This is a genomic window from Pseudomonas sp. VMV1, from assembly GCF_056790235.1.
In genome coordinates this window covers 808,810-832,526 of record NZ_JBXGSE010000001.1, presented here as the reverse complement: position 1 = coordinate 832,526, position 23,717 = coordinate 808,810, and the positions used below count along the sequence as shown (strand labels likewise).

Annotated in this window: 19 protein-coding genes and 1 pseudogene; 1 reads left to right on the top strand and 19 read right to left on the bottom strand. The window is 65.2% G+C overall.

All coding sequences use genetic code 11. From position 1 onward, the window contains the following. The 4 genes from ACUCV0_RS03895 to ACUCV0_RS03880 form a co-directional block, all read right to left on the bottom strand. Positions 1-732 (bottom strand): Mut7-C RNAse domain-containing protein, encoded by a 732-nt coding sequence (locus tag ACUCV0_RS03895; RefSeq protein ID WP_482212047.1) that lies wholly within the window; start codon positions 730-732, stop codon positions 1-3. Positions 733-789: 57 nt separating this feature from the next. Further along, positions 790-4,815, bottom strand: coding sequence for an ATP-dependent RNA helicase HrpA (hrpA, locus tag ACUCV0_RS03890; RefSeq protein WP_482212046.1), 4,026 nt, complete (start codon positions 4,813-4,815; stop codon positions 790-792). Positions 4,816-4,958: 143 nt separating this feature from the next. After that, positions 4,959-5,738: an SGNH/GDSL hydrolase family protein gene (locus ACUCV0_RS03885; protein ID WP_482212045.1), complete on the bottom strand. Its 780-nt coding sequence runs from the start codon at positions 5,736-5,738 to the stop codon at positions 4,959-4,961. A gap of 152 nt (positions 5,739-5,890) precedes the next feature. Next, the gene (locus ACUCV0_RS03880; RefSeq protein WP_482212044.1) at positions 5,891-7,570 is read right to left on the bottom strand and encodes an AMP-binding protein; all 1,680 of its coding nucleotides are present in this window, start codon (positions 7,568-7,570) and stop codon (positions 5,891-5,893) included. A gap of 259 nt (positions 7,571-7,829) precedes the next feature. On the opposite strand from ACUCV0_RS03880, the gene ACUCV0_RS03875 reads away from it, so the two are divergent. Further along, on the top strand, positions 7,830-8,300 hold the full coding sequence (locus tag ACUCV0_RS03875; protein ID WP_059314474.1) for a MaoC family dehydratase: 471 nt from the start codon (positions 7,830-7,832) through the stop codon (positions 8,298-8,300). Positions 8,301-8,315: 15 nt separating this feature from the next. On the opposite strand, the gene ACUCV0_RS03870 is transcribed toward ACUCV0_RS03875, so the two are convergent. The 15 genes and pseudogenes from ACUCV0_RS03870 to ACUCV0_RS03800 all read right to left on the bottom strand — a co-directional run bounded on the left by ACUCV0_RS03870 (position 8,316) and on the right by ACUCV0_RS03800 (position 23,697). Then, positions 8,316-8,891 (bottom strand): DUF1349 domain-containing protein, encoded by a 576-nt coding sequence (locus tag ACUCV0_RS03870; protein ID WP_482212043.1) that lies wholly within the window; start codon positions 8,889-8,891, stop codon positions 8,316-8,318. Between the two features lie 53 nt (positions 8,892-8,944). Further along, positions 8,945-10,015, bottom strand: a complete 1,071-nt coding sequence (locus ACUCV0_RS03865; RefSeq protein ID WP_059314472.1) for a protein-glutamate methylesterase/protein-glutamine glutaminase — start codon at positions 10,013-10,015, stop codon at positions 8,945-8,947. Continuing rightward, the gene (locus ACUCV0_RS03860) at positions 10,012-10,527 is read right to left on the bottom strand and encodes a chemotaxis protein CheD (protein ID WP_482212042.1); all 516 of its coding nucleotides are present in this window, start codon (positions 10,525-10,527) and stop codon (positions 10,012-10,014) included. Before ACUCV0_RS03860 ends, ACUCV0_RS03865 begins: the two co-directional genes overlap by 4 nt. A 2-nt stretch (positions 10,528-10,529) precedes the next feature. Continuing rightward, positions 10,530-11,333, bottom strand: a complete 804-nt coding sequence (locus tag ACUCV0_RS03855) for a CheR family methyltransferase (RefSeq protein ID WP_482212041.1) — start codon at positions 11,331-11,333, stop codon at positions 10,530-10,532. 10 nt (positions 11,334-11,343) lie between these two features. Continuing rightward, positions 11,344-11,814, bottom strand: a complete 471-nt coding sequence (locus tag ACUCV0_RS03850) for a chemotaxis protein CheW (RefSeq protein ID WP_059314469.1) — start codon at positions 11,812-11,814, stop codon at positions 11,344-11,346. Next, positions 11,814-13,469: a methyl-accepting chemotaxis protein gene (locus tag ACUCV0_RS03845; RefSeq protein ID WP_482212040.1), complete on the bottom strand. Its 1,656-nt coding sequence runs from the start codon at positions 13,467-13,469 to the stop codon at positions 11,814-11,816. Before ACUCV0_RS03845 ends, ACUCV0_RS03850 begins: the two co-directional genes overlap by 1 nt. A gap of 89 nt (positions 13,470-13,558) precedes the next feature. Continuing rightward, positions 13,559-14,062 carry a chemotaxis protein CheW gene (locus ACUCV0_RS03840; protein WP_271654562.1) on the bottom strand — a complete coding sequence of 168 codons (504 nt, stop codon included), beginning with the start codon at positions 14,060-14,062 and terminating at the stop codon, positions 13,559-13,561. 6 nt (positions 14,063-14,068) lie between these two features. Then, complete coding sequence (locus ACUCV0_RS03835) at positions 14,069-16,243, bottom strand: HAMP domain-containing methyl-accepting chemotaxis protein (protein WP_482212039.1); 2,175 nt, start codon at positions 16,241-16,243, stop codon at positions 14,069-14,071. A 48-nt stretch (positions 16,244-16,291) separates the two neighbouring features. Further along, entirely contained in the window at positions 16,292-17,995 is a 1,704-nt protein-coding gene (locus ACUCV0_RS03830) for a methyl-accepting chemotaxis protein (protein WP_482212251.1), read from the bottom strand. A 231-nt stretch (positions 17,996-18,226) separates the two neighbouring features. Beyond that, positions 18,227-18,730, bottom strand: a pseudogene (locus ACUCV0_RS03825) (MCP four helix bundle domain-containing protein); the annotation flags it as partial. Between the two features lie 21 nt (positions 18,731-18,751). Then, positions 18,752-20,917 carry a chemotaxis protein CheA gene (locus ACUCV0_RS03820; RefSeq protein ID WP_059314465.1) on the bottom strand — a complete coding sequence of 722 codons (2,166 nt, stop codon included), beginning with the start codon at positions 20,915-20,917 and terminating at the stop codon, positions 18,752-18,754. Beyond that, positions 20,914-21,216, bottom strand: coding sequence for an STAS domain-containing protein (locus ACUCV0_RS03815; RefSeq protein WP_059314464.1), 303 nt, complete (start codon positions 21,214-21,216; stop codon positions 20,914-20,916). Before ACUCV0_RS03815 ends, ACUCV0_RS03820 begins: the two co-directional genes overlap by 4 nt. 19 nt (positions 21,217-21,235) lie before the next feature. Further along, on the bottom strand, positions 21,236-21,607 hold the full coding sequence (locus ACUCV0_RS03810; protein ID WP_007162125.1) for a response regulator: 372 nt from the start codon (positions 21,605-21,607) through the stop codon (positions 21,236-21,238). Positions 21,608-21,617: 10 nt separating this feature from the next. After that, positions 21,618-22,364, bottom strand: a complete 747-nt coding sequence (locus ACUCV0_RS03805) for a methyl-accepting chemotaxis protein (RefSeq protein ID WP_420480511.1) — start codon at positions 22,362-22,364, stop codon at positions 21,618-21,620. Between the two features lie 565 nt (positions 22,365-22,929). After that, a complete protein-coding gene (locus ACUCV0_RS03800; protein ID WP_482212038.1) occupies positions 22,930-23,697 on the bottom strand; it encodes a GntR family transcriptional regulator in 768 nt (255 codons plus the stop codon). Positions 23,698-23,717: the final 20 nt, after the last annotated feature.

Sequence of the window (23,717 nt, the reverse complement as noted above, 5' to 3'; positions counted from 1 at the left end):
TCAGGCCCCCAGCAGGGCCAGCCGCTCGCGCATGGCGCGCCAGTGGCTGCCCTCCCAGAACAGCTTGTCGCACGCTGGACAGTGGAGAAAGGCCTGGTGACGGGCGCGAACCCGTACAGGGATGCGCTCGTTGACCTGCTCGAGAGCGACAGGCTGCAACTCCGCATTGCAGGTCAAGCAACGGGTAAAGGGCGTGGCCCAGTGGCGCAAGGCCAGTCGCTCGAACAGTTCACTCAGTTGGGCTTCAGGCCGCAGTGCATGGATATAGCAGCCCTGCACCACCTGGCGCCGCTTGAGCAATTCGCGATCCCGGGTGAGCAGAAAGCGTGCCTCACGGTTGGCCAACTCGGCCAGCGCCGGGTCGGCGTAGGCATTGTCGTATAGGGTATCGAAACCGGCCATGCGCAGCCGCCGCGCCAGGGCACCCAGGTGGGCGTCAGCGACAAAGCGCGGAGGCGCAATTGGTAGATCGCCAGGCCGCTTTTCATCCCTCGCGATCGCCATGGCGGGATGGACGACCACCTGATCGCCCTCTCGCAGACGCTGTTTCAGGCTGCCGGCCTGGCCATTGATCAGCAACAGTCCCACTTCGGTATGGGGTATGCCGAGTGCTTCGATCTGATGCTTGGCGCTTGCCACCGAGGCGCACTCGACCCAGACCGTCCGACCACGATGGGCCGGGGCCAGGAAGCGTTCGAGGGCGCCATGGAAGCGAAAACAGGCCTGGGTCATGGCCTCGACTATGCCAGCCCCAGGCCCTTGCACGCGTCCCTTCCGATGGATGACCCGCTAGGCTTCCACCTGACTCCACTGCTTGTTCAAGCGCTTGTCCGACACCGGCATCCGGGTCCCCAGTTGCTGGGCCCAGAGTGACACCCGGTACTCTTCCAGCATCCAGCGATAGAGCTCCAGATTGGCGTCGCGTTTGCCCTCCTGGCCATGCTTGGCAGCGCGGGCGCGGTACTGCTCCCAGAGTCCGGCCAGCTCGCCGCTCCAGACGCGATCACGCTGTACCTGGCCGCCGAGCTTGTCGAAGCGCTGCTCGATGGCCTTGAGGTAGCGCGGGTATTCCTTGAGCCATTCCAGTGGCGTGTCCCGGACGAAGCCGGGATAGACCAGGCTGGCCAATTGCGCCTTGATGTCGTTCAGGGCCACCGCCTGGGCCAGGTCGATGCGCCCTTTGAATTTCTTCTGCAGGCCATGCCAGAGCTTGAGGATCTCCAGGGTCAGGCGCGCGATGCGTTCGGCCTGTTCGGTCAAGCCCGCCTTGCGTCTCTCGGCAAGGGAGGCCAGCCCGGCACCATCCCGTGGCAGCTGGGCCTCGTCGGCGAGGATAGCGGCATCCAGGCTGGCCAGCAGGATGTCTTCCACCAGGGCTTCCGGACGCCCCAGTTCACGATGCAGCAGGCCCAGCTCGGTGAGGCCGGGCAACTTGCCGCGCAGGAACTTGGCCTGCTCGGTCAGTTGCTGCAGCAGCAGTCGCTGCAGCGCCCGCCGGTGCTGGTAGCTGGCCTCGGCCTGGGTGGCAAAGCGGCCTTCGCGTACGGTGCCCTGCTCGTCCACCAGTGCCGGATAGACCGTCATCGACAGCCCTGCCACCTGCTGCTGGGTCTTGGCCGCCACCTCGGCGAAGGCCTTGGCCTCCACCGGGCGCTGCTCCTGACGCTTCTGTGTCGGTAGCGCCAGTGCCGCCTGGCTTTCCTGGGCGAAGCGCGCCGTCACCTCGGCCAGATCGCGACCTTCGCCCAGGGGCTTGCCCTGGGCATCGACGACTTCGAGATTCATGCGCAAATGAGGGTCCAGGCCGGCTTCGGCTTCCGGCCAGGCTTCGTCGGGAATGCGCGCGCCGGTCATGCGCTGCAGCTCACGCCCCAGGGCTTCGTGGAGCGACCCCTCGCCGAAGGGGATCTTGTCCAGGGCGGCGCGGACGAAATCCGGCACCGGCACGAAGTTCTTGCGCAACGCCTTGGGCAGGTTGCGCACCAGCGCCACGCAGCGGTCGTACAACAGGCCGGGCACCAGCCAGTCGAGGCGCTGGGGCGGTAGCTGCGGCAGCAGCGGCGCGGGCACCCGCAGGGTGACGCCGTCGCGCGGATGGGTCGGATCGAATTCGTAGGACAGCGGCAGGATCAGTTCGCCCAGGCGCAGAGTGTCCGGGTACTGGGTCGCGGTGACCTCACTGGCTTCGCGGGCAAGGACGTCCTCTTCGCGCATCAGCAGCAGGTCGGGCTGCTTGGCGCTCTCGCGGCGGTACCAGCTGTCGAAGGTGGCGGTCTGGTAGACGTCCGCCGGCAGCCGCGCGGCATAGTAGTCGAACAGCGTCTCCTCGTCGGCGAGAATGTCGCGGCGCCGTGCCTTGGCTTCCAGTTCGTCCAGCCGCTCCAGCAGTGCCCGGTTGGCGGCCAGGCACTTGGCGCGGCTATTGATCTCGCCACGCACCAGGCCCTCACGGATAAACAGCTCGCGGGCAGCAGGCGGATCGATGGGGCCGAAGTGCACCGGACGGCGACCCACCACGATCAGGCCATAGAGGGTGACCTGCTCAAAGGCCACCACCTGGCCGCGCTTCTTCTCCCAATGGGGTTCCAGGTGGGTCTTCTTGACCAGATGGCCGGCCACCGGCTCGATCCAGTCCGGTTCGATCTTGGCCACCATGCGGGCGAACAGCTTGGTGGTTTCCACCAGTTCGGCGGCCATGATCCAGGTGGGCTTCTTGCGACCGATGACGCTGCTGGGATGGATCCAGAAGCGCCGCTGCCGGGCACCTAGGTAGTCACCGTCCTCGCTCTTCTGGCCGATCTGGCTGAGCAGACCGGCCAGAATGGCCTTGTGCAGCGCCGCATAACCGCGGGCGCGCACCGCTGCCTCGTTGGCCTCCGCCTGTTGCTGGGCCTTGGCGTTGACGCGCTTGTCGGTGGTGAGCACCGGCTTGTCGACAGTCTCCGCGGACGCCGGCGATGGGTTCTCTGTCTTGCGCGCCTTGAGTCCCAGCTCGCGGCACAGCAGAGTCAGCTGGCGATGGGCATCACGCCATTCGCGCAACCGCAGATAATTGAGGAAGTGCTTGCGGCACCAGCTGCGCAGGGCATTGGAACCCAGCGCCTGGCGCTGCTCTTCGAATCCGTGCCAGAGGTTGACCAGGGCGGCGAAGTCCGAATCCGGGTCCTTCCATTGGGCGTGGGCCTGATCGGCCTGGGTCTGGCGATCCGCCGGACGCTCGCGCGGGTCCTGCACCGACAGGGCGCTGGTAACGATCAGCACCTCGGCGAGACTGCCCTGCTCCGTCGCCTCCAGCAGCATGCGGCCCAGACGTGGATCGACCGGCAGGCGCGCCAGTTGCCGACCCAGGGGCAGCAGTCGACCCTCGACATCCACTGCCGAGAGCTCCTGCAACAGGGTGAAGCCGTCCTTGATCGCCTTGCCATCCGGCGGCTCGATGAAGGGAAAGTCCTCGATGCGGCCCAGGCGCAGGTGCAGCATCTGCAGGATCACCGCTGCCAGGTTGGTGCGCAGGATCTCCGGATCGGTAAAGGTCGGGCGACCGAGGAAGTCCTCCTCGCTGTAGAGGCGAATGCAGATGCCGGGCTCGACCCGGCCGCAGCGGCCCTTGCGCTGGTTGGCGCTGGCCTGGGAGATGGCTTCGATCGGCAGCCGCTGGACCTTGGCGCGGTAGCTGTAGCGGCTGATGCGCGCCGTGCCGCTGTCGATCACGTAGCGGATGCCCGGCACGGTCAGCGAGGTCTCGGCAACGTTGGTGGCCAACACGATCTTGCGCCCGGGGCGCGGCTGGAAGATCTTCTGCTGTTCGGCCGGGGTCAGGCGCGCATAGAGCGGCAAGACCTCGGTGAATCGGAGCTGAGCCTTGCGCAAGACCTCCGCGCAGTCACGGATCTCCCGTTCACCCGGCAGGAACACCAGGACATCGCCCGGGCGCTGGCCGACGCTGCGCTCGTGGGCTTCGATCTCGTCCAGCGCCTGAAGGATGCCCTGATCCACCGAGAGATCGTCCACCAGCCGCTCGCCGTCTTCGTCCACCTCGGCGCTGAGGGGGCGGTACCAGGTATCCACCGGATAGGTACGTCCGGATACCTCGACGATGGGCGCGCCGTCGAAATGCTGGGAGAAGCGCTCCAGGTCGATGGTGGCCGAGGTGATGATCAGCTTGAGATCGGGCCGGCGCGGCAGCAGGGTCTTGAGAAATCCCAGCAGGAAATCAATGTTGAGACTGCGCTCGTGGGCCTCGTCGACGATGATCGTGTCGTAGCGTTCGAGAAAGCGGTCGTGCTGGGTCTCGGCCAGCAGGATACCGTCGGTCATCAGCTTGATCAGGCTGGCATCGGTGCTCTGGTCCTCGAAACGCACCTGATAGCCCACCAGTTCGCCCAGGGGCGAGCCAATTTCCTCGGCCACCCGGGCGGCCACGCTGCGCGCCGCCAGCCGGCGGGGCTGGGTGTGGCCGATCAGGCCGCGCACGCCCCTGCCCAACTCCAGACAGATCTTCGGCAGCTGGGTGGTCTTGCCCGAGCCGGTCTCACCGGCGATCACCACCACCTGATGGCCTTCGATGGCGCGCTTGATCTCCTCGCGCTTGGCGGCGATGGGCAGGGCGTCGTCGTAGCGGATACTCGGCACGCTGGCACGCCGTGCCTCGACCTTGGCGCAGGAGGCCTGGAAACGCTCCAGCCACTGGGCCTCGCGGGTCGGATCGGGCTGTTTCTGCAGGGCCTGGAGCTGGCGCCTCAGGCGATGGCGATCGGCGTTGAAGGCCTGATCCAGATTGGCGGCAAGACGGGCAACGGAGGGGGTATCGGTCATGAAACTCTTTCGACGGCGGTCGCTTGGACCGGTAAGTGTAAAAGAGTTGGGGGGTAAGGCGGGGCTTTACAAGAACGGCGGGCGGAAAACAGCGGGGCTGCACGCCCTTGCGCGACGTCTGGTCGCGCAAGGGCGGTACCGGATCAGCGCTTGGCCTGGACGCTGGCCATGTTCAGCTTGGCCGGCGGGGTACGCAGGGCCATGTCGAGGGACTGCAGGGCCTTCCAGGCATCCTGCTGCAGATCCGCCGGATCGGCGTGATCGAACTTGATCTTCTCCCCCGCAGCCGGCAGCGGCGGACGGGTGCCATAGATCAGCGCATAGAACACCGAGGCGGTCAGGTAGGTACCCGTGAAGGACGGATGGCTGCCATCGGGCAGGAACAGCCCGGGTTGCGGCTGATCGGCCAAGGCCTTCTGCCAGGCCTGGCCCACGGGTGCCAGCAGCGCGCCGGTCTCCTTGGCCAGGGGGGTGTAGACGCTGTCCAGCTGGGCCTGCATGGTCGAATTGTTCTGCCGCGCCCAGGTCAGGTAGAGGATCGGCTGGGCGCCGTCCTTGCGCGCCAGGTCGGCGATCAGGCGCACGTACTGACGGGTCAGGTCGGGATTCTTCACCGGCATCATGCTGTGGTCCTGGATCACCACGTAATCGTAGTTGGCCTTGGCCAGCTCGTCCTGCACGTCGTGGCGCTTCCAGTGTTGTTCGAGGCTCGCACCACTGAAGGTCACATGCTTGACGTCCAAGGGGCGCGACTGACCGGCCTCGACGGACATTTGACGGACCATCGCCGGCAGATCGTTGACGAAGGTGTAGCTATTGCCCACGAACAGGACGCGGATGGGCTCGCCGGCGTGAGCCTGGCCCAGCACGGTCGAGCCCAGCAGCAGAAGGCCCAGCAAGGCCTGGCGTACGCGAATTCGCATGGTGTGTCCCCGAGGAGAGAGGTCTGAGGTGATGGCGGCAAAATGCCGCCTGCGGTTTATACCCGAACCTCTTGCGAAAACCATGCTTGACGAGGTGCCGCGCCGCTACCAGTCGACGAGAGGTAGCGGCTTGGGGGCATACCGAACCGCTGTTACGTCTTCTTGAGTTCGGCGTCACGCAGTTCGCGGCGCAGGATCTTGCCGACGTTGGTGGTCGGCAGACTGTCGCGAAATTCCACCAGCTTGGGTCGCTTGTAGCCGGTGAGATGATCGTGCATGTGCCTGAGCACCTGCTCGGTGGTCAGGGAAGCACCCGGTCTGGGCACCACGAACACCTTGATCTTCTCTCCCGCCACCTCGTCGGGAATGCCGATGGCCGCGCATTGCAGCACGCCAGGCAGCTGGGAAAGAACCTCTTCCAGCTCGTTGGGATAGACGTTGAAACCGGAGACCAGAATCATGTCCTTCTTGCGATCGACGATGCGCAGATAGCCATCCGGCTCGATCACGGCAATGTCGCCGGTGCGCAGCCAACCCTCGGCGTCGAGCACCTCGGCGGTGGCCTCGGGCCGCAGCCAGTAGCCCTTCATCACCTGGGGACCCTTGACGCACAGTTCGCCAGGGGTGTCGAAACCCTGGGCCACGCCATCGGCATCCACCACCTTGCAGTCGGTACCCGGCACCGGCATGCCGATGGTACCCAGCCGACGACGCTCCAGCGGATTGAAGCTCACCACCGGACTGGTTTCGGTCATGCCGTAGCCTTCGCAGATGCCGCAGCCGGTGACCTCTTCCCAGCGCAGGGCCACGGATTGCTGCAGCGCCATGCCACCGGAAAAGGTCACCTTGAGCTGGGAGAAATCCAGCTGGCGGAAATCCTCGCTGTTGCACAGGGCGGCGAACAGGGTGTTGAGGCCGACGAAGCCGTTGAAGCGCCACTGCTTGAGTTCCTTGACCAGCGCCGGCAAATCGCGCGGATTGGTGATCAGGACGTTATGGTTGCCCTGGATCAGCATGGCCATGCAGTGAATGGTGAAGGCATAGATGTGGTAGAGCGGCAGCGGCGCGATCATGACCTGAGCACCGCCGCCCAGGTACTTGGTCATCAGCACCTGGCACTGCAGCATGTTGGCCACCAGGTTGCGATGGGTCAGCATGGCGCCTTTGGCGATGCCGGTGGTGCCGCCGGTGTACTGCAGCACGGCGACGTCTTCCGCCGCCGGGTCGGCGTCGACGAAATCGACGTGCTCGCCCTTGGTCATGGCATCGACGAAGCGGATGGAATGGGGAATGCGGTAGGCCGGCACCATCTTCTTGACGTGGCGCACCACGGCATTGACCAGCAGTCGCTTGAAGGTCGGCAGCAGGTCGCCGACCTCGGTGACGATGACGTGGCGGATGTCGGTCTGCGGCAGCACCTGCTCGGCCAGGTGCGCCATGTTGGCCAGGCAGACCAGCGCCCGGGCGCCGGAATCCTTGAACTGATGCTGCATCTCGCGGGCGGTGTAGAGCGGGTTGGTATTGACCACCACCAGGCCGGCGCGCATGGCGCCAAAGACCACCACCGGATACTGCAGCACATTGGGCATCTGTACCGCGATGCGATCGCCCGGTTGCAGATCGGTGTGCTTCTGCAGGTAGGCAGCGAACTGACCGGACAGCTCATAGAGTTCACGGTAGCTCAGCGTCCGCCCCAGGTTGCTGAACGCCGGGCGTTCGGCGTAGGTCTGGCAGGCCTCGCGAAACACCGCCAGGACGTTGCGATAACGGTCCAGGTCTATGTCTGTCTGGATGCCCTCAGGATACTTGTCACTCCAGAAATTCGGCATCATGCAGCCCGCTCCTGCTCTTGGTTATTGTCATGGGAGAGTGCCGTGATCAGCAGTGAACCGGCCCTGCGAGCCTAGCAGCTTTGCCCTAGCCGCAACAGCATCAATATCCGCCCTTTACGTCACTTAATGACCATATAGTCATTTTCGGTCACGCTTCATGGCAGCTTTTCTGGGCGACGATTCGCCTCGGGCCCTGGGCCTGGGTAGAATGCCCGGCTTCGCGGCGTCCGCCGCCCTTTCACAGCTGCCGGAGCGCGTCATGAGTCTGACTGAAAACATCCCTTATGAGGCCCTCGAAATCGGCCAGAAGGCTACCGTGACCCGCACCATCGAGCAGCGCGATGTGCTGCTGTTCGCTGCCCTTTCCGGCGACTGCAATCCGCTGCACCTGGACGCCGATTTCGCGGCCAAGACGCTGTTTCGCGAACCCATCGCCCACGGCATGCTCAGCGGCGCCCTGATCAGCGCGGCGGTGGCCTGCAACCTGCCAGGTCCGGGCACCCTCTATGTCGACCAGACCATGACCTTCGAGAAGCCGGTCAAGCTGGGCGATACCCTGACGGTAGAGATCGAGGTGCTGGAGAAGCTGCCGAAATTTCGCGTGAACCTGGCCACCCGTGTCTTCAATCAGCACGGTGAAAAGGTCGTCGATGGCGTTGCCAAGGTGGTCGCCCCGCGCAAGCCGGTGCAGGTACAGCAGGTGGAACTGCCTCCCGTCACCGTCGGCTGACGGCCCCTCCCCGCCTCAGCTCAGATCGGCGAGGCCGCGCTGCAACGGGGCCTGCAGACTGAAATCGCTGAAGGCCACCTCCATGCCGCCCCGCTCCGGGGTGCCGCACACCGGGCCGACGCGGTATTCCGCTGCCACCGGCAAGCTGGCCAGCCGCAGCAGCGGCCAGCGCTGACCATCGAGGGAGGCCTGCACGCGCAGCGTGCCCTGGGTAAGGGTCACTCTCAGCCAGAGTTCTTCGTGATCACCGAGCGGCGCGCCCAGGGCCAGGTCGGAGCGGCCCTGGGTCAGTACGCTGAGCAGTTGCGGGGTGTCGTCGAAATAGCCGATGCCGGCGCGCAGCCAGTGGTGCTCATCGATTCGCACCATGATGCCGGCATGATCGCCCTGATTCTTGCAGCGCGCCGCTACCCGCAGTTGGGCAGTGAAGCCACTGTGGACCCGGGCGCCGAGGAAGTGGCCGCTGTCACGCTCGCCGCCGTCATGGGTCAGGCGCCAGAAGTCACTGTGGCGGTCGGTGATGACCCTCAGCCGAGCGGGCTCGGCCAGCCAGGTTTCGGGTTCGTTGATCCAGTGGCAGATGTCGAACATGGGGCTCTCCTCGCGTGCTGGCGCTTGGAGTCCGGACTGCCCCGCAAGTTCGTCTAGACCCCGCCTTTGAGGATGGCGGCGGCGATCTGGTTGAGACCGATTTCCTGCTCGACGGCGCCCAGCTTCATGGCTTCCTTGGGCATGCCGTAGACCACGCAGCTGTCCTCGTCCTGGCCGAGGGTGCGGCCACCGGCCTCGCGCAATTCCTTGAGGCCGCGCGCGCCGTCGTCGCCCATGCCGGTCATGATGATGCCCAGGGCGTTGCTGCCGGCGGCCCGGGCCACCGAGCGAAACAGCACGTCCACCGAAGGCCGGTGGCGACTGACCGGCGGCCCGTCGATGACGTCCACCTGGTACTGGGCGCCACTGCGCTTGAGCAGCATGTGCCGCCCACCCGGCGCGATGAGCACCCGGCCGGGCAGGACCCGGTCGCCGTGCCGGGCTTCGCGCACCTCCAGTTCGCAGAGGCGATCCAGGCGCTCGGCGAAGGCTGCGGTGAAACGCTCCGGCATGTGCTGCACCACCACGATGCCCGGGCAGACCCGCGGCAGCGTCGTCAGTACCGCTTCCAGCGCCTGGGTGCCGCCGGTGGAGGTACCCAGGGCGACGATGCGCTCGGTGGTACGGGCCATGGCCGGACTGCCGCCCGCCGGCAGGATGGCGTCGGCACTGAGCTTGGGCGTCGGTGTAACGGGCACGCCGCGCGGCACCAGGCGCTTGAGATTGGCCCGGGCCGCGGCCTTCACCGCACTGGTGAGGTCGTCCGAAGCATCCTTGAGGAATTGCTTGAGATTGGCCTGGGGCTTGGTGACGATGCTGACCGCCCCGGCGGCCATGGCCTGCAGGGTGGTAGCTGCGCCCTTTTCGGTCAGGGTCGAGCAGATCACCACCGGGGTCGGCCGCTCGGCCATGATCTTCTTGAGAAAGGTGATGCCGTCCATGCGCGGCATCTCTACGTCCAGCACGATGACGTCGGGCCACTGCTTGCGCATCTTGTCCTGGGCGAACACCGGGTCGGCGGCGACGCCCATGACCTCGATGGCCGGATCCTCCGCGAGACTCTGGGCGAGCACCTGCCGCACAACGGCCGAGTCGTCGACGATGAGGACCTTGATCTTGTTCATGGCGTAAATCTCGTAAGCGGCGGAACGTAGGTTAGCTCCACCTGTTGCATGAGCACCCGGCCGTCGACGAGGTCCAGGGACAGTTTGCGATGGCCGGCGCCGCGCACGTGAGTCCGCACCGTGCGCACGCCCGCCTCGGCGAGCTGCGCCAGCGCGGCATCGACATTGATGTCGCCGATGTTGCGGACCCTTCCGCGCAGGATCTGGGGAAACATGTTGCCACCGCCGTAGAGGTGCACCTGATAGCCGGGCAGATCGCCACCGTGGCGCGCGACCGCATCCAGCATCAGCTGCAGCGCTTCGTCAACATAGTGGCCATCGATGGCGGTGGCGGCGCCAGGGGTCGGACGCTGGCGCTTGGGCAGCAGCGCATGAGTCATACCGCCGAAGCGACGCTGTGGATGCCAGAACACGAAAGCCACGCAGGAACCGAGGATGGTCCGGACACGGAGTTCTCCCCGGCCAAAATACCAGTCACCAGGGCGCAGGAAGACTTCCGGCACGGCAGCCATGATCAGAGCGGACGTTGATAGATGGACGGGCTGACCATCCTCAGCGCGTCGGTCACTCCGTTCAGGCTTTCGGAATGACTCACGAAGAAGTAACCACCGGGCCGTAGATGGCGAACCAGCCGCGATACCACCTGGCGCTTGGTCGGCAGATCGAAGTAGATCATCACGTTGCGCAGGAAGATGATGTCGAAGGTACCCATATCTGGCAGCGCGTTATTGAGGTTGATCTGCCGAAAGGAAATTCGCGCCGTCAACCGGGGATCCACCAGAAAGGTGCCCTCGTTTTCACCCACCCCCTTGAAGCAATAGCGCCGCAGTAGCGCAGGCGGGATGTCCTCGGCTTCCGCCAGGGGATACTGAGCGCTGCGCGCCTTGGCCAGCACCCGGGTGCTGAGGTCTGAGGCAACGATCTCCCAAGGTCGTTCGCCCAAGCCCTCGGCAAGGGTCATGGCCAGGGTATAGGGCTCCTCACCCGAGGAGCAGGCACCACTCCACAGACGCAGCGACTGGCGCCGCTCCCAGTTCGGCAGTACCTGCTCGCGGAGAAAGTCGAAGTGCTTGGGCTCGCGAAAGAAGTAGGTCTCGTTGGTGGTCAGCAGATCGACCGCCATCTGGCACTCCGTTTGATCGCGCTGGATGAGCTGGAAGTAGGCGTCGTAGCTGGGCGTGCCACGCTGGCGCACACGCTTGGCGAGGCGGCCGCTCACTAGCGGGCGCTTGGCATCGGACATGCTGATGCCGGCGACCCGGAAGATGAAGCTGCGAAACTGCCGAAACTCGCTGTCGGTTAGCGCGGGAAGCTCCATGCACCCGTCCTCAGGCAGCCGTCATGGCGGCGAGCTGAGCGAGGTCGTCTTCGCCCAGTACCCGATCCATGTCGAGCAGGATGACGAAACCCGCACCCTGCTTGGCCATGCCGAGGATGAAATCGGTACGGATCGAGGCACCGAAGCGCGGCGCCGCCTCGATGGCGTCGGCGGCGATCTCCAGTACCTCACAGACCGCGTCCACCACGATGCCGAAGACCTGGGGGCCGCCGTCGACCTGGATTTCCAGTACCACGATGCAGCTGCGACGAGAGGTTTCGCTCACCTGGTTGCGAAAGCGCACGCCAAGGTCCATCACCGGCACGGCCGCGCCACGCAGGTTGATGACGCCGCGGATGGCGGGCGGCAGCATGGGCACCGTGGTGACGGCACCGTACTCGATGATTTCCCGCACGCAGGCAGTGTTCACACCGTAGAGATCACCGGCGAGCTGAAAGGTTAGAAACTGGCGGGATAGCATCAGGCTTGTTCCTCGAAACGGGCGAAACCGGCCGGCACGCTGCCACGCGGCGCGCGCCGGGAAGGCTCGATCAGTGCGGTGGTGCGCTCGACCAAGCTCGGTCCCGAACGATTGCTGCTGGGACGGGCGACCTGCTGCATGACCGGCGAACCGCTCAGGGTGAAAAATTCCATCAGTTGCTGAAGCTGCTCGGCCTGGCCGCTCATCTCTTCCGCCGTGGCGGCCAGCTCTTCGGACGCCGAGGCGTTCTGCTGGGTGATCTGGCTCAGCTGCAGCATGGCGCCATTGATCTGCTCGACACCGGCACTCTGCTCTTCCGAGGCAGCGGTGATCTCTTGCACCAGGTCGGAGGTCTTGTTGATGGACGGCACCATCTCGCCCAGCAGCGACCCGGCGCGCTCGGCCAGGGCCACGCTGCTCTTGGCCACGGTGCCGATTTCCTGGGCCGCGACCTGGCTACGTTCGGCCAGCTTGCGCACCTCGGCGGCCACCACGGCGAAGCCCTTGCCGTGCTCGCCGGCGCGAGCGGCTTCGATGGCGGCGTTGAGCGCCAGCAGGTTGGTCTGGTAGGCGATGTCGTCGACGATGCCGATCTTGTCGGCGATGGTCTTCATGGCCACCAACGTCTCGCGTACGGCCTGACCACCCTCGTCCGCCTCCCGCGCGGCCTTGCCGGCCATGCCGTCGGTGATCTTGGCGTTCTCGGTGTTCTGGGCAATGGAGGCCGACATCTCTTCGATGCTGGCGCTGGTTTCCTCGACGGAAGCCGCCTGCTCGGTGCTGGCCTGGCTCATGCTCTGGGCGGTGGCCGAGACCTCTTCGGAGGCACTGGCCAGGCCATCGGCCGAACTGCGCACATCGCTGATGATCTGCGCCAGGGTGGTGGTCATGGCCCGTACGGACGCCAGCATGCTGGTGGTGTCACCTTCACGGGTCGCCACCTCGACACTCAGGTCGCCCCGGGCGACGCGCTGCACCACCTCGGCGGCATAGGCCGGCTCGCCGCCCAGCTGACGGATCAGGCTGCGGGTAATCAGGTAGCCGAGCAGGATAGAGACCAGCACCGCGAAGGCACCGATCCCCAGCATCAGATTGCGGGCATCCACATAGGCGGCAGTGGCCGCTTCGCCGGCTTCATGCATGCGCTGGGCCTGCAGATCATTGAGCGCGCCCAGGGCCGCGACCAGCTCGTTGTTGTTGGGGGCAAAAACGTTCAGCAGGTAGTCCCGGGCCTGACCGCGGTCACTGTCCAGCAGGCGAAAGAACTCGCCGTATTTGTCCTGCAAACGCTGACGCGCATCCACGGCGGCGGCCAGCTTTTGCTTGCCGTCATCACTGGTGATCTTCTTCTTCAGGTCAGCGAGGATCTCGCTGTTGTCCGCGCGGACCTTGGCGATGTCTTCCTTGGTCTTGGCCACGGCCGCTTCGTCAGTCAGCAGCAGCAGGTTGCGCATCAGGCGGCCGCTGTCCAAGGTGTTGCGCACCAGGGTGTTGGCCTGGACCGTCATAGGGAAACGGAACTGCGACATGTTGTCGGCCGAGTCCTTCATCGTTCCCATGTTCAGCAGGGCGACTCCCATGACCAAAAGCAGCATCAGGATGGCGGCCCCGAAACCGATCGCCAGCTTGGTCGAGACGCGAAGTTTATTCAGCATGGTGAAAGCGCCTCCGGCGCCTGTTACGACTGTATCGATAAGAAGGCGCCGGCCGGTAGGCCAGCGCTCATTGCCACCACGTCGGGGGACTATCTGGTGGCCTGGGCGAGACTCGCCAGTTCATGCACGTCGAGGACCTGAGCCACATCGAGCAGGGTCAGGAAGCCTTCCTCAGCCTTGACCATGCCGGAAATGAAATGCGCTGGCAGACGACTGCCAAACGACGGCGCGGGCCGGATATCGGCAGGTTCGATCTCCAGAACCTCACTCACCGCATCCACCACGACGCCCAGCACATGAGTGTCCTCGTCAGCGATAACTTCGAGGATGACAATGCAGGTGCGGGGTCCGACACGGGTTGGCGAGCCACCGAAGCGCGCTTCCAGATCGACGACGGGCACCACGGCACCCCGCAGGTTGATGACGCCACGGATGCACGCCGGCATCAGGGGCACCTGGGTCAGCTGGCCGAATTCGATGATCTCGCGCACGGCGAGGGTATCCACCGCGTAGGTTTCGCTACCGACCATGAAAGTCAGGTGCTGATGGCCCAGAGAATCCTGGACGATGTCGGGAAGCGTCAGGGTGTTCATGGGCTTTTACTCCGAGAAACGGATATAACCATCAGGCAGGCCGCTTGCAGTCTGCTGAGATCTACGGGCAGAGGCCGGAGCGGCGGCTCGTTTGACCGGGCGTACCTGCTCGATGGCGCGCTCGAGGTCTTGAACTGCACGGCCTTCGCCGGTGTTGAAGAAGCCCATGAGCTGTTGCAACTGCTCCGCTTGACCGCTCATTTCTTCAGCGGTCGCGGCCAGCTCTTCCGAGGCCGAGGCGTTCTGTTGGGTAATCTGGCTGAGTTGCAGCATGGCGCTATTGATCTGAGTGACTCCACTACTCTGTTCTTCGGACGCCGCAGCGATTTCCTGTACCAGATCGGACGTCTTGCTGATGGACGGTACCATTTCGTCGAGCAGTGACCCGGCGCGCTCCGCCAGGGCCACGCTGCTCTTGGCCACGGTGCCGATTTCCTGGGCCGCGACCTGGCTGCGTTCGGCCAGCTTGCGTACCTCGGCGGCTACCACGGCGAAGCCCTTGCCGTGTTCACCGGCGCGGGCAGCCTCGATGGCGGCGTTGAGCGCCAGCAGGTTGGTCTGGTAGGCGATGTCGTCGACGATGCCGATCTTCTCGGCGATAGTCTTCATGGCGATCAGGGTCTCGCCCACCGCGTCACCGCCTTCGCTCGCCTCACGCGCAGCCTTGCCAGCCATGCCGTCGGTGACCTTGGCGTTCTCGGTGTTCTGGGCGATGGAGGCCGACATCTGCTCGACGCTGGCACTGGTCTCTTCCACCGAGGCGGCCTGTTCGGTACTGGCCTGGCTCATGCTCTGGGCGGTGGCGGAGATCTCTTCCGAGGCGCTGGCCAGGGCATCGGCCGACAGGCGCACGTCGCCGATGATCTGGTTCAGTTTGCCGACGGTACCGTTGATCGACTCCTTGAGCTCCAGCAGCTGGCCCTGGTAATCACCGCGTACGGTGCGGCTCAGGTCACCCTGGGCCAGCCCGGCCATCACGCCCATGGCTTCGTTGACCGGGGCGACGATGGCGTCGAGGGTGCCGTTGATGCCAGCGACGATGCGGCGGAAGTCGCCCTGGTGGGCACTGGCGTCGGCGCGGGTGTCCAGGCGCCCGGCCATGGCGGCCTGGCTCAGCTGGTTGGCGTCCTCGACCAGGCGCTGGATGTTGCTGCGCACCTGTTCGAGGTTGTCGTTGATCACCGCCTTCTGGCCGGGGAAGCGCTCCAGTGCCACCGACAAATCGCCTTCGCCAAAGCTCTTGACGCAAGCCATGGCCTTGGCGGAATCGCTCAGATGGCCAGCGACCATGCCATTGACGCCTTCGGCCATGCTGCGATAGGCACCCTGGAATTGCTCTGCCGGGATGCGCACCGCGGTTTCACCGCGGTCATGGGCCGAGGACATGCTACTCATTTCCGTGATCAGGCCACGCAGGGTGGTGACCATGTTCTGCATGGCCGCCATCAGGCTGGTCTTGTCCTCGGCGCGCAGCTTGATGTCGTCAGGCAAATCACCGGCGGCCACGCGGCCGGCCAGGGTGGCGACCGCGGCGGGCTCACCGCCCAGCTGACGCAACAGGTTGCGGGTGATGAAGAAGCCCAGCAGGGCGACGGCAAGCAGCGTGGCCAGGGCGATGGACAGCGCCAGCCAGGTTGCCTCGACCTTAGTCTTCTGAGCGACCTGCACGCCCTGCTGCGCCAGGGTCTGGTTATAGGTGACGTGCTCGTCGAGGGCCTTGTTGATGGCGGCCAGCACCTCGGTGCGGCTGCGCATCAGGGTCTGGGCATCCTCGTTGCGATTCTGCCGCGACAGGGCGATGACCTGGTCGCCCAGGCCGAACAGCGCATTGAAGGCGGCCCGGTCGGTCGTCAGCAGCGCGCGATCACGGTCATCCGAGACCAGCGCCTGGTACTTGTCGAGATTCTGACCGATGCGCTCCTTGGCCACGGCCAGGTCTTGCTCCACGGTGGTCATGGCTTCGCTGCTGGTCGACAGCACGTGACGATAGATGCCCACCACGTAGTCGGAGCGGCTGTCGTTGACCTCACCGAGGGCCTTCAGGCTGGGCACGGTGTTGTCGTTGCCATAGTTGGCCGCCTGGAACACCTTGTCGATTTCGTATTGCCCGGTGCCGGCCAGCACCATGATGCCCAATAGCGCGGACAGCACCAGCAGCAGCATTTTCTTGATGACAGTCATGTCGATGGTCTCAAAAAGGCCACCTGGAGGTGGCCGTTGGATAAGGGATCAGGATTCGAAAGGAACGTAGCCTTCGGGCGCGGGGCCCGAGGTACCTGTGCGTACCACCTTGCCCGGCGCTCGCGTCACCTTGAGCCGCGAAGCCTCCAGTGCCCGATCCAGGTCCTGCACCACCCGGCCTTCACCGGTATTGAAGAACCCCATCAGCCGTTGCAGCTGCTCGGCCTGACCGCTCATCTCTTCGGCGGTGCCTGCCAGCTCTTCGGACGCCGAGGCGTTCTGCTGAGTGATCTGACTCAGTTGCAGCATGGCGCCGTTGATCTGGCTCACCCCACTGCTCTGCTCTTCGCTGGCCGCGGCGATTTCCTGCACCAGATCGGACGTCTTGCTGATGGAAGGCACCATCTGGTCCAGCAGGGTGCCGGCACGCTCGGCCAGGGCCACGCTGCTCTTGGCCACGGTGCCGATTTCCTGGGCCGCGACTTGGCTGCGTTCGGCCAGCTTGCGTACCTCGGCAGCGACCACCGCAAAGCCCTTGCCGTGTTCACCGGCGCGGGCAGCCTCGATGGCGGCGTTGAGGGCCAGCAGGTTGGTCTGGTAGGCGATGTCGTCGACGATGCCGATCTTCTCGGCGATGGTCTTCATGGCCACCAGGGTCTCACCGACGGCCTGACCGCCCTCATCGGCTTCTCGGGCCGCCTTGCCGGCCATGCCATCGGTGACCTTGGCATTCTCGGTGTTCTGGGCGATGGAGGCCGACATCTGCTCGACGCTGGCGCTGGTCTCCTCCACCGAGGCGGCCTGCTCGGTGCTGGCCTGGCTCATGCTCTGGGCGGTAGCTGATATCTCTTCCGAGGCGCTGGCCAGGGAATCGGCCGACAGACGCACATCGCCGATGATCTGGTTCAGCTTGCCAACGGTGCCGTTGATCGACTCCTTGAGCTCCAGCAACTGGCCCTGGTAATTACCGCGCACGGTGCGGCTCAGGTCGCCCTGGGCCAGGCCTGCCATCACGCCCATGGCTTCGTTGACCGGGGCGACGATGGCATCCAGGGTGCCGTTGATGCCGGCGACGATGCGGCGGAAATCACCCTGGTGAGCGTTGGCATCGGCGCGCGTATCCAGGCGACCGGCCATGGAGGCCTGGCTCAGCTGGTTGGCGTCCTCGACCAGGCGCTGGATGTTGCTGCGCACCTGTTCGAGGTTGTCGTTGATCACCGCCTTCTTGCCAGGGAAGCGCTCCAGCGTCGCTGCCAGATCGCCCTCGCCAAAGCTCTTGACGCAGGCCATGGCCTTGGCGGAATCGTTCAGATGGCCAGCGACCATAGCGTTGACGCCTTCGGCCATGCTGCGGAAGGTGCCCTGGAAGCGCTCCACCGGAATGCGCGCATCGGTTTCGCCGCGATCATGGGCCTGGGAGAGCTGCACCATCTCCGCTACCAGCAGCTGGATGTTGTCGCGCACCTGCTCGAGGTTGTCGTTGATCACCGCCTTCTTGCCAGGGAAGCGCTCCAGTGTCGCCGCCAGATCGCCTTCGCCAAAGCTCTTGACGCAGGCCATGGCCTTGGCGGAATCACTCAGATGGCCGGCGACCATGGCGTTGACGCCGTCGGCGACATTGCGGAAGGTGCCCTGGAAGCGCTCCAGGGGGATACGGGCTTCGGTCTCGCCGCGATCGTGCTCGCTGGCCATGGTGGTCATCTCCTGCACCAGACCGCGCAGGGTCACCACCATGCGCTGCATGGCGGCCATCAGGCTGGAGTCGTCGCCTGCGCGCAGGCGCAGATCATCGGGCAGATCGCCCGCGGCGGTCCGGTTGGCGACCTTGGCCACCTCGGCCGGCTCGCCACCCAGCTGACGCAGCAGGTTGCGGGTGATGAAGAAGCCCAGCAGGCCGATCATCAGCAGGGTCGCCAAGGAAATGCCAACCGACAGCACCGTGGCCTGGCCCAGGGTATCCCGGGCCAGGGCGGATTGTTCACCGCCCAGTTTCTGGTTGTAGAGGCGATGGGCATCGAGAGCGTCACCCACATGGGTGATCGTCTCCTGGTTCTCGCCGAGCAGCCGCTTGACCTCGTCATCCTGGCTGGCGCGGGACAGCGGGATGACCTTGGCCGCCAGTTGGTTCAGGGCGGCGATCGCCTGCTTGTCGTCTTCCCACAGGCGCCGATCGGTGTCGTCGGAAATCTGATCCTGATAGGCCTTGAGCGCCTCGTCGGTCAGGCGCTGGGATTCAGCGAGTTCCTTTTCCGCCATTCGTGTGGCGACCTCACCATCGGCGGCGAGGTGACGATAGATGTTGGTGATGGTGTCGGCGGAGTGGGCGTCGATGGCATCGATGCCAAGAATGGCCGGCACGGTGTCGTCGTTGCCGAAGTTGGCCTGTGCATAGACCCGATGCAATTGATAATAGGCCAGCCCGGCGAGCAGGATGATCCCCAGCAGCGCGGAAAGGATCAGCAGGGACATGCGTTTGGTAACGGTCATGAAGTCGAATTCTCTAGTCGATCAGGCCAGGACGGGCGGAGGGATGGAGACGGAGGCGGAGGACGCCTCGCCGATCAGGCCAGGTACGTTGAGGATCAGCGCCACCTCGCCGGTACCCAGGATGGTGAAGCCGCCCAGACTGCGGTTGTGGCCGAACAGCGGACCCAGGGGCTTGATCACGGTCTGGAACTCGCCCATCAGCTGGTCGACCACCAGGCCGGCGCGCTGGCCGGCATAGCGCACTACCACCACGTTCTGCCGCCGCGGCGGCGCTTCCTCGATGGCGAACAGCTGGCGCAGACGCAGCACCGGCAGGACCTCGCCGCGCAGGTCGAGATAATCGTTGCCGCTGGCCTGGACGCTGCCCGCCTCGGTCAACTCGATGCACTCCTCCACCGCTTCCAGGGGCACCACGTAGGTGGCCTTGCCGACACCGATGAGGAAGCCGTCGATGATCGCCAGGGTCAGCGGCAGGCGGATGGTCACGGTAGTACCGCGGCCCTCCTCGCTGGTGAGGTCGACGCTGCCGCGCAGGGCGGTGATGTTCTTTTTCACCACGTCCATGCCAACGCCGCGGCCGGACAGGTTGCTGATCTGCTCGGCGGTGGAGAAACCCGGCTCGAAGATCAGGTTGAAGACGTCCTTGTCGGCCAGCACCTGGCCTTCGGCGATCAGGCCGCGCTCGGTGGCCTTGCGCAGGATGCGCTCGCGCGACAGACCGCCACCGTCGTCGGTGACTTCGATGACGATGCTGCTCGACTCGTGATAGGCGTTCAGGCCCACGGTACCCTGGGCCGGCTTGCCACGCGCCAGACGCAGCTCGGCGGATTCGATGCCATGGTCCATGGCGTTGCGGATCAGGTGGGTCAGCGGATCGCCGATCTTTTCCACCACGGTCTTGTCCAGCTCGGTCTCACCACCACTGATCTTCAGGGCGATGTCCTTGCCGATTTCCTTGGAAACGTCACGCACCACGCGCTGGAAGCGGTTGAAGGTGGTGCCGATCTGCACCATGCGCAGCGTCAGGGCGGTGTCGCGCACCTCTTCCACCAGGCGCGACAGCACCCCGGTGGATTCCACCAGCGCGGCCAGACCGCTCTGCTGGGCGATGAGCTGGGTACCGGCGCCGGCGATGATGAGCTCGCCGATCAGATCGATCAGCTGGTCGAGCTTGGTGGCGTCGATGCGGATCAGCTGGCCTTCGCCGGCCGGCGCCCGCTGCTCCTTGATCTTGCGCTGCTTGTTCAGCGCGGCATCCACCACGGGCGGATTGACCAGTTGGGCTTCCACCAGGGCTTCGCCGATGGGCTGACGCGGCGTCGCCGGATCCGCCTGGCGGCGCAGGACCTCATCAAGCTCGGTAGCGGTCAGAGTGCCGCAGCGCACCAAGATCTCACCCAGGCGCAGATCTTCCTCGGCCAGGTCCTCGATCAGCTGGCAATAGTCGCTGCTGCGGCTATGGGGCGGCAGGATGCGGATCTGGCTGTCTTCGCGAACGAACTCGAAGGCCGCCTCGATGGTTTCCTTGTCGGCCTCGCTGTCGAAGGCGACTTCGAAGCCCAGGTAGCAGGTCTCCGGATCCATCTCGGCCGCCGGCGGAATGGCATCGGTCAGGGTCACGATGTTGACGATACGGCCGAAGCTGTTGAGGTAACGCACGAAGGCCAGCGGATCCATGCCGTTACGCAGCATGTCCGGGCCGAAACGCAGCGACAGGTGCCAGTGGCCGGCGGCCACGCCGTCCACTGGCGCCGTCAGGGTCCGTGGAGCGGCGGTGGGCTGGGTCACCTTGGCGCTCGGCTGCAGGTAGTGCTCCAGGCGTTGCACCAGCGCCGCGCCCGCGGCCTGGAAATCCGCCTCGGGTTCGCTGCCGGAAGATACCCGGGCGATCAGGCCGTTGAGGTGGTCGCAGACCTCCAGAAACAATGCCGACAGGGTTTCGTCGAAAGCCAGCTCATTGCTGCGAATGCGGTCGAGCACGCTTTCTGCGACATGGGTGAAGGCAACCACATGGTCCAGGCCGAACAGCCCCGCCGAACCCTTGATGGTGTGGGCGGCGCGAAAGATGGCGTTGATCAGCTCGACGTCGTCCGGCGCCTGCTCGATCTGCAGCAGCGCGGCTTCCATCTGCTGCAGCAGCTCCTCGCTCTCGGCGATGAAAGTCTTGAGGATCTCGTCCAGATTCATGCGGCTACTCCTTCGGCAGCAGCCGTGAAGAAGTCGGTGAGGCCAGCCAGCTCCAGCAACTCGGTGACGGCAGGGCTGGGATCGACCAGTTCGAGGCTACCGCCCAGGCGCTGGGCCTCCCGGTGGGCCAGCAGCAGCAGTTGCAGACCGGCCGAATCGAATTCGTCGACCTCGGCCAGTTCCAGCGCCACGGTGACCCCGGCAGTCAGGGGCTCCATCAGCAGCGGCTTGCTGTCCGCCGCGGTATAGATGGTCAGCGGCCCGACAAGGGGCAACCGGGTACGAACGACATCGCTCATGGGGCAGCCTCCAGGGCTATCAGGGCATGATCAGCTTGGAAACCGCCGCCAACATCTGCGCCGGCTGGAACGGCTTGACCATCCAGGCCTTGGCACCGGCGGCCTGGCCAGCGGCCTTCTTGGCGGCGTCGGATTCGGTGGTGAGCATGATCACCGGGGTGAACTTGTAGGCCGGCAGCTTCTTGGCCGCGGTGACGAAGGTGATGCCGTCCATGTTGGGCATGTTCACGTCGCTGATGATCAGATGCACCTTGCGGCCATCCAGCTTGGTCAGGGCGTCCCGGCCATCACAGCCTTCGATGACGTCGTAGCCCGCGCTTTTCAGCGTCATGGACACCACCTGGCGAATGGAGATGGAGTCATCGACGATCAGAATGGTCTTGTTGCTCATTGCAGCTTCCTTAGAAGAACGTGATATCGGATTCGGCGGCGGCGGCCGGTCGCTTGCCTTGGTGCACGGCGACCTGCTCGGCCATGGTGTAGGTACGGGCCAGCTCGGCGAGCCAGCCTTGGGTATCGAGGGACGGCAGCGGCTGACCACTGGCGGCCAGGGCGCGGCGCTCGATGACCAGGCGCTCGAGGCGAGCCTGGTCATCACGGATATGGCCGAGCATCTGGCTGACGCGATCCTGGAACTGCAGGGCGACCAGCACTTCGGCGATGGCCCCGCCAACGGCGGTGGCGTTCTCGGCCAGGGTGTCGCTGCGCTCGACCACGTCGCGGGTGGTGCCACCAAAGGCGCCGATGACCTGCTCGATGGTTTCACCGGACTGGTTCAGGGTGCCGGTGTCGCGCTCGGCGTGGAGTTGCGACAGTTCCAGGGTACGGGCGATGGCGCCGTTCACCGTTTCCACGGTTTCGCCGATCTTCTGCCCGGTATCGCCGGACAGGGTGGAGAGCTTGCGGACTTCGTCGGCGACCACCGCGAAGCCGCGCCCGGCTTCACCGGCACGCGCGGCCTCGATGGCGGCATTGAGCGCCAGCAGGTTGGTCTGGCGCGCCACGTCGCCGACGTCCTTGGCCATGCTCTTGAGTTGCTCGGTGAGCCCGGCGAGGCCATTGACCTCGGTCAGCAGCGCGCCCTTGCTCGACAGCGCCTCGCGCAGCGACTGCAGGATGCCATCCAGCTGGTTCTGGCTGCTGGCCATCAGGTTGACCAGGCGATCACCGCTGCCCTGGTCATTGCCCGCCACGCTGTGGATACGGTCGGCCAGCTCGGCGAAGCGGCTGGTCAGGCTGACGATTTCCTGCTCGGTATGGGCACGTGCCGCTTCGATCTGTTCGGACCAGACCGGCAGCACCGCCACGCACAGGGCTTCGAGCGCTTCGTCACGCCCGCCAGACAAGGGTTGGCTGAAGGCCTGGCTCTTCGCGTGGGCAGCCTGCCGCGCCTGGGCGCGACGCAGCTGCCAGAAGCCCAGCCCTACCGCCAGGCCTGTCTGGGCAGCGCCTAGCGCCAGAGTGGTCGGTGTCACGCCACCTGCGAACAGAATCGCGGCAGTACCGCAGGCGCCGAGCAATGCAGGCGTGAAGGTAAGGTCGGCGAGCGAGGGCGAGGAAGGGACTTGATCCACAGGAAGATACCGGTCTAGACGCCAGCGAAGGCGGGAAGGTGTGACCGGGTTATCAGCTCTGGAACGCTAAACTTTAGCCACGGACGGATAACTTATAGTAATAGCATAGTGCCACTACATGTTTTTCCGCCAGCTCTTTTCAGAGTTCATCGCGCCGTTTGGCCCGTGCTAGACGGCCTGCCATGGCGCCAGCCTCCTCCAGAACCTCGCGCACATAGTCCAGGTGACGACTTGCCGCTTCGCGGGCGCGTTCGGCTTCTCCGGCGACGATTGCCTGGTAGAGCACTCGGTGCTGTTCCAACAGGCGATCGCGGGTTTCGCCGCGTTGGGCGTGCATGCCGCCGATGTTGGTCACCATGTGATGGCGCAGCAATTCGAACAGGCTGCGGATGCTGTGCAGGTAGACGGCGTTATGACTCGCCTCGGCGATGGCCAGGTGAAAGGCCGCATCCGCTTCGCCCTCCTCTTCCCGCGTGAGCGTCTCGCGCCGCCAGTAGCAATCCTCCAACCGCTCCCAGGCCAGTTTCAGCCTTTCCAGGTCAGGCTCGGTGGCCCGTTGCGCCGCATAGTAGGCACAGGCGCTTTCCAGGGTATGACGAAACTCCAGCAGATCCCGCCGGGTTTCCTCGCGGCTTTCCAGCAGCGGCAGCAGCGGATCGGTGAAGGCGCTGTTCAGTGCCTCGGTGACATAGGTGCCGCCGCCCTGGCGGCTGAGCAGCAGACCGCGCGCCACCAGCTTCTGGATGGCCTCCCGCAGCGACGGACGTGATACCCCGAAGCGCTCGGCCAGGGCGCGTTCGGCGGGCAGCCGCTCACCCGGGCGCAGCGAGCCCTCGGCGATCAGCGCCTCCAGATGCTTGACGATGTCGTCGGACAGACGACGTTGCTTGACCGGTTCGAAACCCATGAAAACCCTCGAAACCCGGC

Bases quoted from the DNA above. Each gene is read 5' to 3' on its own strand.
- ACUCV0_RS03885 (WP_482212045.1), bottom strand. From the start codon at position 5,738: ATGCGAATTCGCGTACGCCAGGCCTTGCTGGGCCTTCTGCTGCTGGGC.
- ACUCV0_RS03850 (WP_059314469.1), bottom strand. From the start codon at position 11,814: ATGCTATCCCGCCAGTTTCTAACCTTTCAGCTCGCCGGTGATCTCTAC.
- ACUCV0_RS03830 (WP_482212251.1), bottom strand. From the start codon at position 17,995: ATGGCCGCCATGCAGCGCATGGTGGTGACCCTGCGCGGTCTGGTGCAG.
- ACUCV0_RS03865 (WP_059314472.1), bottom strand. From the start codon at position 10,015: ATGAACAAGATCAAGGTCCTCATCGTCGACGACTCGGCCGTTGTGCGG.
- ACUCV0_RS03855 (WP_482212041.1), bottom strand. From the start codon at position 11,333: ATGGAGCTTCCCGCGCTAACCGACAGCGAGTTTCGGCAGTTTCGCAGC.
- ACUCV0_RS03820 (WP_059314465.1), bottom strand. From the start codon at position 20,917: ATGAATCTGGACGAGATCCTCAAGACTTTCATCGCCGAGAGCGAGGAG.
- ACUCV0_RS03835 (WP_482212039.1), bottom strand. From the start codon at position 16,243: ATGACTGTCATCAAGAAAATGCTGCTGCTGGTGCTGTCCGCGCTATTG.
- ACUCV0_RS03870 (WP_482212043.1), bottom strand. From the start codon at position 8,891: ATGTTCGACATCTGCCACTGGATCAACGAACCCGAAACCTGGCTGGCC.
- hrpA (WP_482212046.1), bottom strand. From the start codon at position 4,815: ATGACCGATACCCCCTCCGTTGCCCGTCTTGCCGCCAATCTGGATCAG.
- ACUCV0_RS03810 (WP_007162125.1), bottom strand. From the start codon at position 21,607: ATGAGCAACAAGACCATTCTGATCGTCGATGACTCCATCTCCATTCGC.
- ACUCV0_RS03815 (WP_059314464.1), bottom strand. From the start codon at position 21,216: ATGAGCGATGTCGTTCGTACCCGGTTGCCCCTTGTCGGGCCGCTGACC.
- ACUCV0_RS03805 (WP_420480511.1), bottom strand. From the start codon at position 22,364: ATGGCCAGCAGCCAGAACCAGCTGGATGGCATCCTGCAGTCGCTGCGC.
- ACUCV0_RS03895 (WP_482212047.1), bottom strand. From the start codon at position 732: ATGACCCAGGCCTGTTTTCGCTTCCATGGCGCCCTCGAACGCTTCCTG.
- ACUCV0_RS03840 (WP_271654562.1), bottom strand. From the start codon at position 14,062: ATGAACACCCTGACGCTTCCCGACATCGTCCAGGATTCTCTGGGCCAT.
- ACUCV0_RS03875 (WP_059314474.1), top strand. From the start codon at position 7,830: ATGAGTCTGACTGAAAACATCCCTTATGAGGCCCTCGAAATCGGCCAG.
- ACUCV0_RS03880 (WP_482212044.1), bottom strand. From the start codon at position 7,570: ATGATGCCGAATTTCTGGAGTGACAAGTATCCTGAGGGCATCCAGACA.
- ACUCV0_RS03800 (WP_482212038.1), bottom strand. From the start codon at position 23,697: ATGGGTTTCGAACCGGTCAAGCAACGTCGTCTGTCCGACGACATCGTC.
- ACUCV0_RS03860 (WP_482212042.1), bottom strand. From the start codon at position 10,527: ATGGCTGCCGTGCCGGAAGTCTTCCTGCGCCCTGGTGACTGGTATTTT.
- ACUCV0_RS03845 (WP_482212040.1), bottom strand. From the start codon at position 13,469: ATGCTGAATAAACTTCGCGTCTCGACCAAGCTGGCGATCGGTTTCGGG.